The sequence below is a fragment of the Pseudomonas sp. Hz4 genome, from assembly GCF_054898165.1.
On record NZ_CM142719.1, the window covers coordinates 913,877 to 929,375 of the forward strand.

Consider the following 15,499-nt stretch of genomic DNA (forward strand, 5'->3'; position numbering starts at 1 on the left):
TCCGGTTTATATAGGCGCTCATTCTAGCGCCGACGGCCAGTGATGCGCACCCAGCCATCGCGATGGGCGATTGGGTCCAGATCGAAGTCCTGAGCGTAGGCTTTGGCGACGTCTTCACCTTGCTCGGCGAGGATGCCCGACAGCGCCAGGCGGCCACCCGGCTTGACCAGGCTGGACAATTGCGGCGCCAGGGAAACCAGCGGGCCGGCAAGGATGTTGGCCACCAGCACGTCGGCCTGAACCTGCGGCAGATCTTCCGGCAGGTACAGTGGGAAGAGCGCTTCGGCAATGTTGTTGCGCCCAGCGTTATCGCGGGAGGCTTCCAGGGCCTGGACGTCGATGTCGGTGCCGACGGCTTCCTTGGCGCCCAGCAGCAGGGCGGCGATGGCCAGAATCCCCGAGCCGCAGCCGAAGTCCAGCACGTTGCAGTTTTTCAGGTCCTGACCGTCGAGCCATTCCAGGCACAGCGCGGTGGTTGGATGGGTGCCGGTGCCGAACGCCAGGCCCGGATCCAACAGCAGGTTCACGGCGTCAGGCTCGGGTGCGGCGTGCCAGCTTGGGACGATCCACAGGCGCTGACCGAAACGCATCGGCTGGAAACCGTCCATCCAGCTGCGTTCCCAGTCCTGGTCTTCGATGATTTCGCTGTGATGCTCGGGCAGCGGGCTGCCGGTCAGCAATTCAAGGTGGGCGAGTACGCTGGCGGCTTCGGTGCCACCTTCGAACAGGGCCAGCAGGTGCGTGTGGGACCACAGCGGCGTGGTGTTGAGTTCTGGCTCGAAGATCGGTTGATCTTCGGCGTCCATGAAGGTCACCGAGACGGCGCCCACTTCAAGGAAAGCGTCTTCGTAGGTTTCGGCTTGTTCTGGGCTGATGGCGAGACGGACTTGCAGCCAAGGCATGGCGGGCACCTTTGAAAAATGTTGATTGCAGCCTAGCGGGCTGCGAGAAGCGCGCAAGTTTACGCGAGCGGGGAGCTTTTGTGGGGGCGAGCTTGCTCGCGTTCACAGTATGAAACCTTCAGAAACAACAAAGCCGCTCGAAAGCGGCTTTGTTGGTCTGGATCACATCTTAATGCGGGTTCTTTGCATTATTGGCTTTGAGCCATTGCAGGCCTTTGTTCGTTAGGCGATAGCGTTGCAGACGGCTGTTCGGTTGTTTGGGCAGCGTCATTTCCAAGACCTCGGCAGCGATGGCCGGCAGTATGTAAGCCTTACGGAAGTGGTCGGCGTTTTTCAGGCTCATGGCGGTTTGCAATTCTTGTCTGCTCATATCGCCAACAACGACCTTCAAAAGCGCAGCGACTTCCATGGTGACTTCCATGGTGACTTCCATGGTGACTTCCGTAGTCTTGGCGTCAGTGGTTTGCGATTGAGGATGTGCGGGCAACCGCACGACGTACGAGATCCGGTCGTCGTCGGTCTCAAAGAGCGGCGCGGGCGAACCATTGGCAGCCATGACCTTGAGGATTTTCGGGATCCCAGTCGACCGACCTTCGGTCAGGTCCAGTTCTTTCAGGAACTCCCCAATTCGCCGGTTACGGTAGCGGCGGCTCACGGCGCGACCGGCTCGCAGGTCTTTGAGGCGGATTGAGCGATCAGGTCCAGGGAAGCTCAAAATCACAAGTTCTTCCTGGCTGATGCGGACCTCAATCGGTTCGCGCTCTTCGTAGGAACGGTGATACACGGCGTTGACCAATGCCTCTTCAACTGCCGCATAGGGGAAGTTCCAGACCCTTGTAGCTTCGGCGCGATCCGTGTGTTTGATTACTGTTTGATGCAAGTAATTACGCTGGATATAGGCCAGAGCCTCACGGGTTATGGTTGCCAGAGGGCCTTTGAAGATTTTTTCGTCAAAGCGGTCGCCGCCAGCACCTTCAGGAAACCACAGCACATCAATCTGCGTGCCGGGAAAGAAAAGTTCCGGGGTGTTACTGAAGAACATCAGGCCCACGTTCTTGGGCCACGGTGATTCGGTTGGGCCGCCCACGACGTTCATTTGTCGGCCCAGTGCCTCAATAGAAAGGTTGTCAGCGTCTTCCGCGAGGGCGCTGCCAATTTCTTGCAGGAAGTTTTGCATCAACACTTTGGAAAGGTCGCGGACATGGGCTTTCTGGTGGAAGCGATCATCGAAAGGCACTTTGGCAGCAAGACCCAAGAGTTCCTGTTCGACTTCTCCCTTGGCTTCTACTGTGCTGCTGTAGCGGCGGATGTAGTAATGCAGGCTCCGATGTTTGGCTGTCACCGCTGCCGGGGCTTTGTACGGGCGATTCTGCCCGCCTGGTGCCCACAAAACGATCAGCTTGCGGCCTTCAACTTCTTCCATGCTCAGTACTGGAAAATAGGCGGGTTGAATCGATTGGCAAGCTGCCAACAGTTCAAGTTGGATCTTGTCGAGCGACTGATCGGCAAGACCTGACGGAGGAAAAACCGGCTGACCGTTGGCGTCGCAATCTTGCCCAATCACCACATACCCACCGCCCAGGTTTTCAAAGTCATTGGCGAAGGCGCAGAGCGTGCGAATGATCGGATCGGGATTCCAGCCCGTCTTGTATTCGATTCGCTCGCCCTCGACAGTCCGCTGGCGCAGCAGGTCGTTCAGGTTTATTGGCAGTTTTTCAGGCATGGGCGGGCTCTGGTTCGTCGGCGTTGCGCTGATTTGAGGGCGATTATAGCCAGCCCGGACAGGCCAGTGCCTGTCAGTTAAGCCTCGCAGGGGAGTGGATGAAACCTTCAGAAACAACAAAGCCGCTCGAAAGCGGCTTTGTTGGTCTGGATCACCTGCTAGTGCTTGTCGCCAGCCAGCTTGTGTTCCAGGTAGTGGATGTTGACTCCACCTTTGCAGAAGCCTTCATCGCGGACCAGATCGCGGTGCAGCGGGATGTTGGTCTTGATCCCGTCGACAACGATTTCGTCCAGCGCATTGCGCATGCGCGCCATGGCTTCGTCACGGGTTGCGCCGTAGGTGATCAGCTTGCCGATCAACGAATCGTAGTTCGGCGGAACGGCATAGCCACTGTACAGGTGCGAATCGACGCGAACGCCGTTGCCGCCTGGGGCGTGGAAATGCTTGACCGTGCCAGGGCTTGGCATGAAGGTTTTCGGGTCTTCGGCGTTGATCCGGCATTCCAGCGAGTGACCGCGGATAACCACGTCGTCCTGGGTGTACGACAGCTTGTTGCCAGCGGCGATGCTGAGCATCTCCTTGACGATGTCGATGCCGGTAACCATTTCAGAGACCGGGTGCTCAACCTGAACGCGGGTGTTCATTTCGATGAAATAGAACGCGCCGTTCTCGTACAGGAACTCGAAAGTACCCGCGCCACGGTAGTTGATGTCGATGCACGCCTTGACGCAGCGAGCGAGGACTTCAGCGCGTGCTTTCTCGTCGATGCCCGGTGCTGGCGCTTCTTCGAGAACCTTCTGGTGACGACGCTGCAGCGAGCAATCGCGGTCACCCAGATGGATGGCGTGGCCCTGGCCATCGGAAAGTACTTGAACTTCCACGTGACGTGGGTTGGTCAGGAATTTTTCCAGATAGACCATCGAGTTGCCGAACGCCGCGCCGGCTTCGGTGCGGGTCAGTTTTGCGAAGGAGATCAGGTCTTCTTCTTTATGCACGACGCGCATGCCGCGACCACCGCCGCCGCCAGCGGCTTTGATGATCACCGGGTAACCGACTTCGCGACCGATGCGCAGAGCGGTTTCTTCGTCTTCAGGCAACGGGCCGTCGGACCCCGGAACGGTTGGAACGCCGGCTGCGATCATGGCGTGCTTGGCCGATACCTTGTCGCCCATCAGGCGAATGGTGTCGGCTTTCGGGCCAATGAACGCGAAGCCGGAGTTCTCGACCTGTTCAGCGAAATCAGCGTTTTCCGCAAGGAAACCGTAGCCTGGGTGAATGGCGGTAGCGCCGGTCACTTCAGCCGCGGCGATGATCGCCGGAATGTGCAGGTAAGACTTTGCAGCCGATGCCGGACCGATGCAGACGGATTCGTCCGCCAGGCCCAGGTGCATCAGCTCTTTGTCGGCCGTGGAATAAACAGCGACAGTCTTGATGCCCATCTCTTTGCAGGCACGCAGAATCCGCAGGGCGATCTCGCCGCGGTTGGCGATCAGAACTTTTTCCAACTTCGCAGTCATCAAAGTCTCTCCGCGGTTCAAACGATGGTGAACAGCGGTTGGTCGTACTCAACCGGCTGGCCGTCTTCGACGAGGATGGATTCGATCACACCGCTGGTTTCAGCTTCGATGTGGTTCATCATCTTCATGGCTTCGACGATGCACAGGGTGTCGCCTTTCTTCACGGTCTGGCCGACTTCAGCGAAGGACGGCGAGCCTGGCGAAGACTTGCGATAGAAGGTGCCGACCATAGGCGAGCGGGCAACGTTGCCGTTCAGCACTGGCGCGGCCGGAGCAGCAGGAGCAGCAGCGGCAATCGGGGCAGCAGCAACAGGCGCCGGTGCCGGAGCGTGCATTGGCGCTGGAGCGTAGTACTGCTGAGCCGGGGTCTTGCTGTGACGGCTGATACGTACGGACTCTTCGCCTTCCTTGATCTCGAGCTCGTCGATGCCGGACTCTTCCAGCAATTCGATTAGTTTCTTAACTTTACGGATATCCATGAATCATCAACTCCCAAGGGTCGGTCAGGGGCGTTACGCTTGTTGTTCAAGCTGTTGCCTGTCTTTCAAGCTGTTCCAGGGCAGCCTCCAGGGCCAGTCGATAACCGCTGGCGCCAAGGCCGCAGATCACTCCCACCGCTACATCGGAGAAGTAAGAGTGATGGCGGAAAGGTTCGCGTTTGTGCACGTTAGACAAATGCACTTCGATGAATGGGATGCTCACCGCCAGCAGCGCGTCACGTAATGCGACACTTGTGTGCGTAAAAGCTGCTGGGTTGATCAGAATGAAGTCCACACCTTCGCTGCGGGCAGCGTGGATGCGGTCGATCAATTCGTACTCGGCGTTGCTTTGCAGGTGCAGCAAGTGGTGACCGGCTTCACGGGCACGGCGTTCCAGGTCCTGGTTGATCTGCGCCAGTGTCGTAGCGCCGTAGGTGCCCGGTTCACGGGTGCCGAGCATGTTCAGGTTGGGTCCGTGCAGAACCAGTAGCGTCGCCATCTGCTGTTCCTTGTGATGTGTGCAATTGTCAGAACTCGGCGACTATGCCGCAAAGCCTTTGTGACTGTCCAGTTCTATGCAATAGCCAGCACGATGGCCGATGTTTGCGCGAAATATATGACCGGGTTATTAAATCCGGTCATTAGCTTTCGCGACACGTTCGGCGAAGTCCCTGGCGTTGATCTCGCCGATTACCCGCACATCGGTGTGTTCGACCCCGTCCTTGCCGAAAAACATCAGCGCCGGCGGGCCGAACAGTTTGTAGCGGTCGAGCAGGGCGCGTTGCTCGGCGTTGCTGGCGGTGATGTCGAAGCGGATCAGTCGATAGCCTTTGAGGCGTTCGACGACCTTGGCGTCGGTGAGCACTTCACGTTCGATGACTTTGCAACTGATGCACCAGTCGGCGTACCAGTCGAGCAGCAGAGGAGTGCCTGAAGATTTGGCTTCGGCGAGGACGCGGTCCAGTTCCGCCGGGGTGCTGATGGTTTGCCAGGCGCTGGTGTTTTGCGATTGCTCGGTGCCCATGATGATGCGCGGTGGGCCAATCGGATTGAGCGGATCGGTCTGGCCGCTGAGTGCGCCGTACCAACACGCTAGCGCATAAAACAGGAAGAACATTCCCAGTAGTTGGCCCAGGCGTTTTCTTGGCGGTTTGTAGACGAACTCCAGCGCACCCATGAACAACCCGACACCAGCGGCCAGCAAGCCGATCAGCAGCAACGTGATCTGGCCCGGCAGTACTCGACTGAGCAGACCGATCGCCAGCCCCAGCAACAAAACGCCGATCGCGTTTTTCACATAGATCATCCAGGGTCCGCTTTTCGGCAGCCAGGCGGCGCCACCGGTGGCGACCAGCAACAGCGGTGCGCCCATGCCGAGACCGAGCATGAATAATTTCAGACCGCCACCCAATGCATCGCCGCTGGCGCTGATGTACAGCAGCGCGCCGGCCAGCGGCGCCGAGACGCAGGGCGAAACCAGCAGGCTGGATACCACGCCGAGCACGGCGGCGCCCCACAACGACCCGCCTTTGGTGCGACCGGCGATACGGTCCAGGCGACTGCTGATGGCGTGAGGCAGCTTGAGTTCGAAGACGCCAAACATTGCCAGGGCAAACAGCGCAAAAAACATCGCGAACGGCACCAGCACCCACGCCGATTGCAGCCGCGCCTGAAGGTTGAGCTGGGCGCCGAACATCCCCATCAACGCGCCGAGCAGAGCGAAGCAGGCGGCCATCGGCAGCACGTAGGCCAGTGACAGGTTGAAGCCGCGCAAACCACCCACTTGACCGCGCAACACTACGCCGGACAGGATCGGCAGCATCGGCAGCACACACGGTGTGAACGTCAGGCCCAGGCCTGCGAGGAAAAACAACGCCAGTTCGCGCCAGCTCCAGGTGGCTGTCGCGCCTGCGCCGCCATCAATACTCAGTCGCTCGGTTTCGGGTGGGTAACACAACCCTTTGTCGGCGCAACCCTGATAGGTCACGGCCAAGGTAAAGGCGCGTTGATCGGTGCGCGGCAGCTCTACATCGAGAATCCCGTGGTAAACCTCGACATCTCCGAAGTATTCATCGTGTTTCTGTTCGCCCTTGGGCAGTTGCGCGGCGCCCAGGCCAACATCAGCCGGATCAGCGCGAAACTGAAAGCGATGCCGGTAGAGGTAGTAACCCTCTGCAGCGATGAAACGCAGCTTGATTGATTGCGGCGTGCTTTCTACCAGGCTCAGCTGAAAGGCTTCACGCACCGGTAGGAAGTCGGCGCTGTTGTTGATCGAGCCCAGCGTCGAACTGGGCCGACTCTCCAGCAACCCGGCGGTGACCGGCAGGGCGAGCACTAAAAGCAGCAGGCAGAGCAAACGGCGCATGACAATCTCGCGTATAGAAAGTGAGGGCATCATAGCGGACAGCGGTCGGGTGTGCAGGGCGGGGAGTTTTGCGGTGATTGCAATGACGCTTTCGCGAGCAGGCTCGCTCCCACAATGGAATGCGGCCCCCTGTGGGAGCGAGCCTGCTCGCGAAGGCGATCTATCAGACGCGGAAGGCCTGAACGGCGGTATGCAACCGTCCACCCAGCACCAACAAATTCTCCCCTTGCACGCGTCCCTCGCCAATCCTCAGCAAGTTATCGCCACCCAATTGGTGAATCCGTTCGCTGTGATCGCGGATTTCGCTGACGGCACCGCTCTGCTGGGCGGTGACATCGGCGATGCGCACGGCGGTGTCGGAAATGGTCTGGATCGCCCCGACGATTTTATCCAGTGCGCCGTCGGCGGCCTGGGCCTGATTGGCGGTGGCTTCGGCGTGTTCGACTTGGGCGCGCATGCCTTCTACTGATTGTCGTGCGGCGGTTTGCAGTCCCGCGATCAACGTCTGGATCTCTGCGGTGGCGCCGGCGGTGCGTTGCGCCAGTGAGCGAACTTCTTCGGCCACCACCGCAAACCCTCGACCCATTTCCCCGGCGCGGGCCGCTTCGATGGCAGCGTTCAGCGCCAGCAGGTTGGTCTGGTCGGCGATCGAACGGATCACCGTCAGCACGCCGCCAATGGTCGCCGACTCCTTGGCCAAATGCTCGATCATCTGTGCATTGCCTTGCACTTCACCCACCAGCGCATGCAGGCCGGTGAGGCTCAAACCGATGACTTTCTGCCCATGCTCCACCGCCAGTCCGGCATGGCGGCTGGCGTCGGCAGCCTGGCTGGCATCGCCGGCAACCTGCTGAATGGTCGCTTCCAGTTCGCCGAGGGAATCGCGGATCAGCGCCGTGTCGCCGGCCTGATGTTCGGCGCCGCTGTGCAGGTCATTGCTCAACTCGGCCAGTGTTCGGCTGCTACCGGCGACCTGTTCGGCGTTGAGGCGAATGGTTCCCACCAAGTCGACCAGATAGGCGCGCAAGCGATTGAGCGAAGCTTGAATGTCATGCAATTCGCGATTGGTCGCGCCCAATTCAATGTCCTGGCTGAAGTCGCCCTCGGCCCAGGTCGAGAGGGCTGGCGCGAGGTTGGTCAGGGTTCGGGCCAAGCGTCGTTGCAGGGTGTCGATGAGCAATGCAATCAACAGAATCAGCCCGATCATCACCCCTTGCATCAGCCGCACTTCGCCCTGGATCTGTCCGTGCTGGGCGCGAACCACCGGTTCCAGCCCGGCGATGGCCTGCTGCACGGCGGCGATTTTCAGGTGAGTGGCGGCGCCGAGATCAGTGCGTTTCTGGATCTGGTCGCGTGTGCGTGCCAGTTCGGCCGGGTAGCGAGTGAGGAGGCTATTCAGTTCACGCTTGAGGCCGACGCCAGCATCTTCGGCGACGGCTTTTTCGGTGTTCTCCAGGCCCATCATCGCCGCGAAATCATCCGTGTTCGATTCACTTTTGCTCGTCACGCCCAGCAGCGGCAAGGCGTCCAGAAGCTCAGCCTGGGTGCGGATGTTGCTGACTTCGCGCTCGACATCGGCGGCCAGTTCGCTGCGGCCGCTGCTGACCAGTTTGTCCCGGGCCAGAGACAGTTTGCCCAAATGCTGGGAGGCCGCGAGCAGGGGCGCCAAATATGCCGCGTTGCCACTGGCGTATTGGCTGAGCTGATCAAGACCGGCGCCGAGCTCCCGTTCGGCTTGCAGCAACAGCGCTTGCGGGTCACCGGCCAGTTTGCCGGCCGCCAGCAGGTCGGTTTTGCTGAACTCTTCCAGGTTCGACAGGCTCGGACGCAAGGTGTCGGCCAATGCCGGCGGCAACTCGCCGAGTTCCTTTTGCAGGCCGTCGATGGCCTGGCTGGCGCTGCTCAGGCGCAGGGCATCGCCGCTGGCGAGATAGTCCCCGATGTTGCGCGCGACTTCATTTTGAAATTGCTGGGATAAGCCCAAGTAACGCTCCATCAATAAATAGGGGCGCTCCAGGGCCTTTTGCGACCACCAAAGTGTGGCGCCAAGGGCCACGCACACGGCGACTAAAAGGAGGGTATTGAGATTGGTCAGCAGCTTCAGGCGCATTGCGGGTCTACCAGCGGCAGAATGGTAAGCGCCTGAAGTTATTGCGTTTCTGTTACAGGGTTATGACTGAATGGGTCGATTCCGATGAAAAAGTGGCACTTTGCTTTGACGTCCGCGCGGCCTGAATTCGGTTGCGTCCGGCGTCTTTTGCGCGGTACAGCGCTTCGTCTGCCTGGCTGGCCATCATCAGGCTGTCGGAGTTTTCGCACAGTTCCACCACCCCGGCGCTGAACGTGCAACAGAGGTCCTGCGGTTGGGCCGGGTAGTGAATCTCGGCAAAGCGTCGACGGATCTCGTCGAGCACCTTGTGTGCCGATTCGAGATCGGTGTCCGGCATGACGATGGCAAATTCTTCACCGCCATAACGGCCGATGAAATCGGTCTTGCGCAAGCGTTGCTTGAGAAACAGCGCCAGGCTTTTGATCACCCGATCGCCCATGGGGTGGCCGTGGCTGTCGTTGACCCGTTTAAAGTGATCGATGTCGAGCATCGCAAAGCTCAACGGCTTGCACTCGCGGCGGGCGCGGAAGCTGCAGTCTTCGAGCAATTGCAGGATGTGCGTGTGGTTGTACAACCCGGTAAGGCTGTCGCGAACCATCCGCGATTTCAGATTGCGTGCCCGTGCCGCGCGGTTGCGCACCGTAGTGATCAGGTGTCGCGGCTTGATCGGTTTGGTCAGGAAATCGTCGCCGCCCTCGCTCATGGCGTCGAGCTGCTTGTCCAGATCATCTTCGGCGGACAGGTAAATGATCGGCACGCTGACGTAACGGTCGTTATGACGGATCACCTTGGCCAATTCAGTGCCCGTGCAGGCCGGCATGTACATGTCGAGGATGATCAGGTCCGGCTGAAAGTCCGCGAGCTCGGCCATGGCCTGGATCGGCTCGATCAAGGTCCGCGTGACGATCCCGGCGCTGTTGAGCAGACGCTCGGTGTGCAAGGCCTGGGCACGGGAGTCGTCGATGATCAACACTTTATAAGGTTCGTACTGGGCGACGCAGGTCAGGACTTCAATCTTCTCCAGCAGGTTCGACGCTTCGAGGGTGCCGGTCAGGAATTCCTGGCCACCGGCGCGCACGGCGGCGAGGCGGGTTGGGGTATCTGTTTCGAGCAAGCTGAAGAACAGCAGCGGCAACGGTTCATCCAGACCGACTTGGGCTTCGGCCGCCAGTTTCAGGCCGATGCCGGGACCGCTGAAATCCACGTCCATGACGATCGCTGCAGGCAAGCGCTCGACCATTGAGGAGCGAAACGCCGAAACGCTGCCGAGGGCTTGAGCGCTGAGTCCAAAAAATTCAAGCTGCTTGGCCAGACGCTCGGCACGATCGTGATCCTGTAGCATCACGTAAATCGGCTTGCGCAGGGGCGGCAGAGAGGTTTGGTCCAGCTGATCGCCATGGCGCAAGCCGGTGCGTGACAGGCGTTGCATCAAGCGATTGAGGTCAGTGATCAGTCCGCTGTTCAGGCGTCCGCGATTGGCGTCGACCGCCTCCAGCGACTGACCGATGTGGCGCGCCAGGTGGGTGTGTTCAGGTTGTTCGAAGCGCTCGGCGAAACGCAGCAGGCGCAGATTGGCCTCGCTCAGTTCCGATAAGTCGGTGGTGGACCACTCACTGCATTGCAGGCGCTGCCATATCTCAAGAATTTGACGTGCCTGATGAATTACCCGCTGGGCAAAGTGGTGCTTGAGGCGCTCACGGCTGGGGTCTTCTGGCTCGGTCATATCCTGACTACTAGTTAGGGTGCATGCTGAGATCGACTGGTGGCTCTATGCTAGCACCTCTTTTTCGATCGCATGAGTGTCGCACGTCAATAAACTGCAAAGCGACGTTATTCAGTTTATGACCGACTGGTCGAATAGGCTCAGCGCCGTGCTTCATTTATAGTGGCCCTCGATCCCGGTCATTGTGCGGTAGCCGTTTTATGCAGGATTAATGCGCGGCAAACGAGGCACGATGCGATAGGGTTGTGGTCGAACCGATGAACTCAAGTGATTGAAAGGATATCGCCATGCTGGACTGGAAGAATCGCGCGGGCAGTGCGCCTGAACGTGCCGCTGAACCGAACTCGGCCACCCGCAGTTACTTGGGCGGCCTGTTGTTCAGCCGGGCGCTGGCCACTCTGATTGCCATTTACTTGCTGGTGGCTATTGCGCTGGGCTGGTACTGGAGCCAGGAACCTGCACTGTTCCCGGTTCAGCAGAATGCCCAGATGGCCGCCGAGAAAGAAGGCAAGCAAATGGTCATCGGCTACACCACGGTCGAAACCCTCAAGACCGTCGCCGGTACTTTGCTGACCAAGCCGGGTGGCTATATTTCCAACGACCGTTTCCCGCCGGGCCTGTGGATGGACAACACGCCGAGCTGGGAATATGGCGTGTTGGTCCAGGTCCGTGACTTGACGCGTGCCTTGCGTAAAGACTTCGCCCGCTCGCAATCGCAATCTGCCGAAGACTCCGACCTGGCCAAGGCCGAGCCGCGTTTCAACTTCGACAACAGGAGCTGGGTGCTGCCGTCCAGTGAGTCCGAGTACCTGGAAGGCCTCAATTCCCTGAGCCGTTATCAGGCGCGCCTGTCCGATCCGTCGCAGAAAAACGCGCTGTTCTATGCCCGCGCCGACAACCTGAATAATTGGCTGGGCGATGTCGGCACCCGTCTGGGTTCGCTGTCGCAACGGCTGTCGGCCAGTGTTGGCCGGGTCAAGCTCAACACCGCGCTGAAAACTGAAGTCGTCGCTCCAGGTCAGGTGCCACAGGTTGACGAAGAGATCGTCGAAACCCCGTGGATGCAGATCGACAATGTGTTCTACGAAGCCCGCGGTCAGGCCTGGGCCTTGTCCCACCTGCTGCGCGCCATCGAGGTCGACTTCGCCGACGTGCTGGCCAAGAAGAACGCCACGGTCAGCGTGCGCCAGATCATTCGTGAGCTGGAAGCCTCGCAAGAACCGGTCTGGAGCCCGATGATCCTTAACGGCAGCGGCTTCGGGGTGCTGGCCAACCACTCGCTGGTCATGGCCAATTACATCTCCCGGGCCAATGCCGCAGTGATCGATTTGCGCCAACTGCTCAATCAGGGCTGAGTCATGGTTGATAGCTCCGTCGATAGCATGCGGGAGGCCGCCCATCGCGCGGCCTCGGATGCCGAACAGATCGCCTGGGTTGACGAGCAGGACAACCTGCTCGGCGCCCTGGTCCGCTCCGACCTGCGCGAGCGCGGGCTGATCGGGCGCGGCACTTACATCATGCTGTTCAATTGCGCCGGTGAACTTTGCGTGCATCGACGCACGCTGAGCAAAGCCATTTATCCAGGTTTCTGGGACGTGGCGGCGGGGGGCATGGTGCTCGCTACCGAAACCTACGCCGAATCGGCCGCCCGCGAGCTGGAAGAAGAGCTGGGCGTGAGCGGCGTGGAACTGACTGCTCATGATCACTTTTTCTTCGAAGACACCGGCAATCGGCTCTGGTGTTCGGCGTTTTCGGCGGTGTGGGACGGCCCGTTGATCCTGCAACCCGAAGAAGTCCTGGAAGCGCGCTTTATCCCCGTCGATCAGGTCCTGCTGGAAATCCAGCAAAAGCCTTATTGCCCGGACTCTCTGGCCGCGTTGAAGCGGTATCTTCGTGCCCGTGGGCCGGACGTCGCGTAAGAGGCATAAATTGGCGTCGATTGGCTCTTAGCAAGTCGGCTTTTTGCCGTTACACTGCGCGACCTTTTCAAACTGAACCGGCACTCCTTTTTGTAGGGTCGTCCGGTCAGTAGCGCTGCCCCTGCCTGAGTGGGGCTTCGCGGTCGATGGCACTTGCCTAAGTTGCCGCGACCAGTCTTTGTCCTCCAAGAGGATTGCCGGTGGCCAAAAAAGCCGCATCCTTCGCCGCCCTTGGTGGCCTGGTATTTTCCACCGACGCAGGTCGTCATTGCCCGGATTGCAGTAAACCGGCGGATGCCTGCATCTGCAAACAGACCGTTATCCCGGCCGGCGACGGCATCGCTCGTGTGCGTCGCGAAAGCAAGGGGCGTGGCGGCAAGACGGTGACCACCATCACCGGCGTGCCGTTGCCCGAAGACGCGCTCAAGGACCTGGCCACCACGTTGAAGAAACGTTGCGGGACCGGCGGGGCGTTGAAAGACGGAATCATTGAAATCCAGGGCGATCATGTCGAGCTACTCTTGGCCGAACTGATCAAACTCGGTTTCAAAGCGAAGAAGTCCGGCGGCTAGCAGCCTCTGTGAAAACCACCCTCGGCTTGATCCAGTCCTGACAGCAGGTCTGACGTCGTCTACATGGTTTTCACAGAGCCTGTTCTGACCGGTTTCTAAACTCACTGCGGTCAGCGAGGTCTATCCCCTCGTTGACGAACCGTCATTTTCATTCTTTAGACTGCGCCGGCCTGAACCCAGGCGACGCTCTATGACTTCTTTATAGGGGACTTCAATGTCCGTACGACGCACACGCAAAGACGATGGCAGCCAATGGACAGTTGCGGACAGCCGCAGTGTTTACGGGATTCGCCATTGGGGGGCCGGGTATTTCGCGATCAATGACGCCGGTCGCGTCGAAGTTCGTCCGAACGGTCCGACCAGTTCGCCTATCGACCTGTTCGAGCAAGTTGACCAGCTGCGCCAAAGCGGCCTGTCCTTGCCGTTGCTGGTGCGTTTCCCTGACATTCTGCAAGACCGCGTGCGTCAGCTGACCGGCGCGTTCGACGCCAACATCGAGCGTCTGGAATACCAGAGCAAGTACACCGCGCTGTACCCGATCAAGGTGAACCAGCAGGAAGCGGTGATTGAGAACATCATTGCGACTCAAGACGTGTCCATCGGCCTGGAAGCCGGCTCCAAGCCTGAGCTGCTGGCCGTGTTGGCCCTGGCGCCGAAGGGCGGCACCATCGTCTGCAACGGTTACAAGGACCGCGAGTTCATTCGTCTGGCGCTGATCGGCCAGAAGCTTGGCCACAACGTGTTCATCGTGATCGAGAAAGAATCCGAAGTCGCGCTGGTCATCGAGGAAGCCGCCTCGCTCAAGGTCAAGCCTCAGGTTGGCCTGCGCGTGCGTCTGTCGTCCCTGGCGTCGAGCAAGTGGGCCGACACCGGTGGCGAGAAATCCAAGTTCGGTCTGTCGGCGGCGCAACTGCTGTCGGTGGTCGAGCGTTTCCGCGCGGCGGGCCTGGATCAGGGCATTCGCCTGCTGCACTTCCACATGGGCTCGCAGATCGCCAACCTGGCGGACTACCAACACGGCTTCAAGGAAGCGATTCGCTACTACGGCGAACTGCGCAACCTCGGCTTGCCGGTTGACCACATCGACGTCGGCGGCGGTCTGGGCGTGGACTACGACGGTACGCACTCGCGCAACGCCAGCTCGATCAACTACGACATGGACGATTACGCCGGTGTCGTGGTCGGGATGCTCAAGGAGTTCTGCGACGCGCAAAGCCTGCCGCACCCGAACATCTTCTCCGAGAGCGGCCGCTCCCTGACTGCCCACCACGCCATGCTGGTGGTGCAGGTGACCGACGTCGAGAAACACAACGACGACGTGCCGCAGATCGAGAACAAGGAAGAACTGCCGGAAACCGTACAGTGGCTGGTTGACCTGCTGGGTCCGACTGACATCGAGATGGTCACCGAAACCTACTGGCGCGCCACGCACTACATGAGCGACATCGCAACCCAGTACGCCGACGGCAAGCTGACCCTGGCGGAAAAAGCCCTGGCCGAGCAATGCTACTTCGCCGTATGCCGTCGCCTGCACAACTCGTTGAAGGCCCGTCAGCGTTCCCACCGTCAGGTGCTCGACGAACTCAACGACAAGCTGGCCGACAAGTACATCTGCAACTTCTCGGTATTCCAGAGCCTGCCGGACACCTGGGCCATCGGTCAGGTGCTGCCGATCCTGCCGCTGCACCGTCTCGACGAAGAACCGCTGCGCCGTGCCGTGCTGCAAGATTTGACCTGCGACTCCGACGGTAAAATCAAGCAATACGTCGACGAGCAGAGCATCGAAACCAGCCTGCCCGTTCACGGTTTGAACGAAGGCGAAGACTACCTGCTGGGCATCTTCCTGGTCGGCGCCTACCAGGAAATCCTCGGCGACATGCACAACCTGTTCGGTGACACCGATTCGGTGAACATCTACCAGAACGCCGACGGCAGCGTGTACCACGCGGGCATCGAAACCCACGACACCATTGAAGACATGCTGCGTTACGTGCACTTGTCGCCGGAAGAGTTGATGACCCACTACCGCGACAAGTGCGCCAGTGCGCGCATCACTGCTGCCGAGCGCACCCAGTTCCTCGATGCTTTGCGTCTGGGCCTGACCCGTTCGTCTTACCTGTCTTCTTGAGGTAAGGCACCGCTCTCCTCCGGTTGTCTGAAAATGTACCGTTAATGGCGGAATTTTCAGA

At 59.7% G+C, this 15,499-nt stretch carries 11 protein-coding genes and 1 pseudogene; 4 read left to right on the plus strand and 8 right to left on the minus strand.

Annotated features, from left to right (window positions below; translation table 11 throughout):
* Window positions 1-23: 23 nt before the first annotated feature.
* The 8 genes and pseudogenes from prmA to gcbA form a co-directional block, all read right to left on the minus strand.
* On the minus strand, window positions 24-902 hold the full coding sequence (gene prmA, locus ACYZTR_RS04045) for a 50S ribosomal protein L11 methyltransferase (protein ID WP_461976650.1): 879 nt from the start codon (window positions 900-902) through the stop codon (window positions 24-26).
* Window positions 903-1,071: 169 nt separating this feature from the next.
* Window positions 1,072-2,745, minus strand: a complete 1,674-nt coding sequence (locus ACYZTR_RS04050) for a Fic family protein (protein ID WP_461976652.1) — start codon at window positions 2,743-2,745, stop codon at window positions 1,072-1,074.
* A gap of 38 nt (window positions 2,746-2,783) precedes the next feature.
* On the minus strand, window positions 2,784-4,142 hold the full coding sequence (gene accC, locus ACYZTR_RS04055; RefSeq protein ID WP_461976653.1) for an acetyl-CoA carboxylase biotin carboxylase subunit: 1,359 nt from the start codon (window positions 4,140-4,142) through the stop codon (window positions 2,784-2,786).
* A 17-nt stretch (window positions 4,143-4,159) separates the two neighbouring features.
* Window positions 4,160-4,621 carry an acetyl-CoA carboxylase biotin carboxyl carrier protein gene (accB, locus tag ACYZTR_RS04060; protein WP_461976655.1) on the minus strand — a complete coding sequence of 154 codons (462 nt, stop codon included), beginning with the start codon at window positions 4,619-4,621 and terminating at the stop codon, window positions 4,160-4,162.
* A gap of 46 nt (window positions 4,622-4,667) precedes the next feature.
* Entirely contained in the window at window positions 4,668-5,120 is a 453-nt protein-coding gene (gene aroQ / locus ACYZTR_RS04065) for a type II 3-dehydroquinate dehydratase (RefSeq protein WP_017336343.1), read from the minus strand.
* Between the two features lie 129 nt (window positions 5,121-5,249).
* Window positions 5,250-6,986, minus strand: a complete 1,737-nt coding sequence (locus ACYZTR_RS04070) for a protein-disulfide reductase DsbD (protein ID WP_461976657.1) — start codon at window positions 6,984-6,986, stop codon at window positions 5,250-5,252.
* 163 nt (window positions 6,987-7,149) lie between these two features.
* Window positions 7,150-7,656, minus strand: a pseudogene (locus tag ACYZTR_RS04075) (methyl-accepting chemotaxis protein); the annotation flags it as partial.
* A gap of 1,492 nt (window positions 7,657-9,148) precedes the next feature.
* The gene (gene gcbA, locus ACYZTR_RS04080) at window positions 9,149-10,819 is read right to left on the minus strand and encodes a diguanylate cyclase GcbA (protein ID WP_461976659.1); all 1,671 of its coding nucleotides are present in this window, start codon (window positions 10,817-10,819) and stop codon (window positions 9,149-9,151) included.
* A 287-nt stretch (window positions 10,820-11,106) separates the two neighbouring features.
* Between gcbA and ACYZTR_RS04085 the strand changes: the two genes are divergently transcribed.
* The 4 genes from ACYZTR_RS04085 (at window position 11,107) to speA (ending at window position 15,438) form a co-directional block, all read left to right on the plus strand.
* A complete protein-coding gene (locus tag ACYZTR_RS04085) occupies window positions 11,107-12,174 on the plus strand; it encodes a DUF2333 family protein (protein WP_461976661.1) in 1,068 nt (355 codons plus the stop codon).
* Window positions 12,175-12,177: 3 nt separating this feature from the next.
* Complete coding sequence (locus ACYZTR_RS04090; protein WP_461976663.1) at window positions 12,178-12,738, plus strand: NUDIX hydrolase; 561 nt, start codon at window positions 12,178-12,180, stop codon at window positions 12,736-12,738.
* Between the two features lie 200 nt (window positions 12,739-12,938).
* Window positions 12,939-13,310 (plus strand): translation initiation factor Sui1, encoded by a 372-nt coding sequence (locus ACYZTR_RS04095; protein WP_461976665.1) that lies wholly within the window; start codon window positions 12,939-12,941, stop codon window positions 13,308-13,310.
* 214 nt (window positions 13,311-13,524) lie between these two features.
* Window positions 13,525-15,438, plus strand: a complete 1,914-nt coding sequence (gene speA, locus ACYZTR_RS04100) for an arginine decarboxylase (RefSeq protein ID WP_461976666.1) — start codon at window positions 13,525-13,527, stop codon at window positions 15,436-15,438.
* Window positions 15,439-15,499: the final 61 nt, after the last annotated feature.

What these genes read in the sequence shown, in the direction of transcription:
- prmA (WP_461976650.1), bottom strand. Translation starts at nt 902, where the DNA reads ATGCCTTGGCTGCAAGTCCGTCTCGCCATCAGCCCAGAACAAGCCGAA.
- accC (WP_461976653.1), bottom strand. Translation starts at nt 4,142, where the DNA reads ATGACTGCGAAGTTGGAAAAAGTTCTGATCGCCAACCGCGGCGAGATC.
- accB (WP_461976655.1), bottom strand. Translation starts at nt 4,621, where the DNA reads ATGGATATCCGTAAAGTTAAGAAACTAATCGAATTGCTGGAAGAGTCC.
- aroQ (WP_017336343.1), bottom strand. Translation starts at nt 5,120, where the DNA reads ATGGCGACGCTACTGGTTCTGCACGGACCCAACCTGAACATGCTCGGC.
- ACYZTR_RS04070 (WP_461976657.1), bottom strand. Translation starts at nt 6,986, where the DNA reads ATGCGCCGTTTGCTCTGCCTGCTGCTTTTAGTGCTCGCCCTGCCGGTC.
- gcbA (WP_461976659.1), bottom strand. Translation starts at nt 10,819, where the DNA reads ATGACCGAGCCAGAAGACCCCAGCCGTGAGCGCCTCAAGCACCACTTT.
- ACYZTR_RS04085 (WP_461976661.1), top strand. Translation starts at nt 11,107, where the DNA reads ATGCTGGACTGGAAGAATCGCGCGGGCAGTGCGCCTGAACGTGCCGCT.
- ACYZTR_RS04090 (WP_461976663.1), top strand. Translation starts at nt 12,178, where the DNA reads ATGGTTGATAGCTCCGTCGATAGCATGCGGGAGGCCGCCCATCGCGCG.
- speA (WP_461976666.1), top strand. Translation starts at nt 13,525, where the DNA reads ATGTCCGTACGACGCACACGCAAAGACGATGGCAGCCAATGGACAGTT.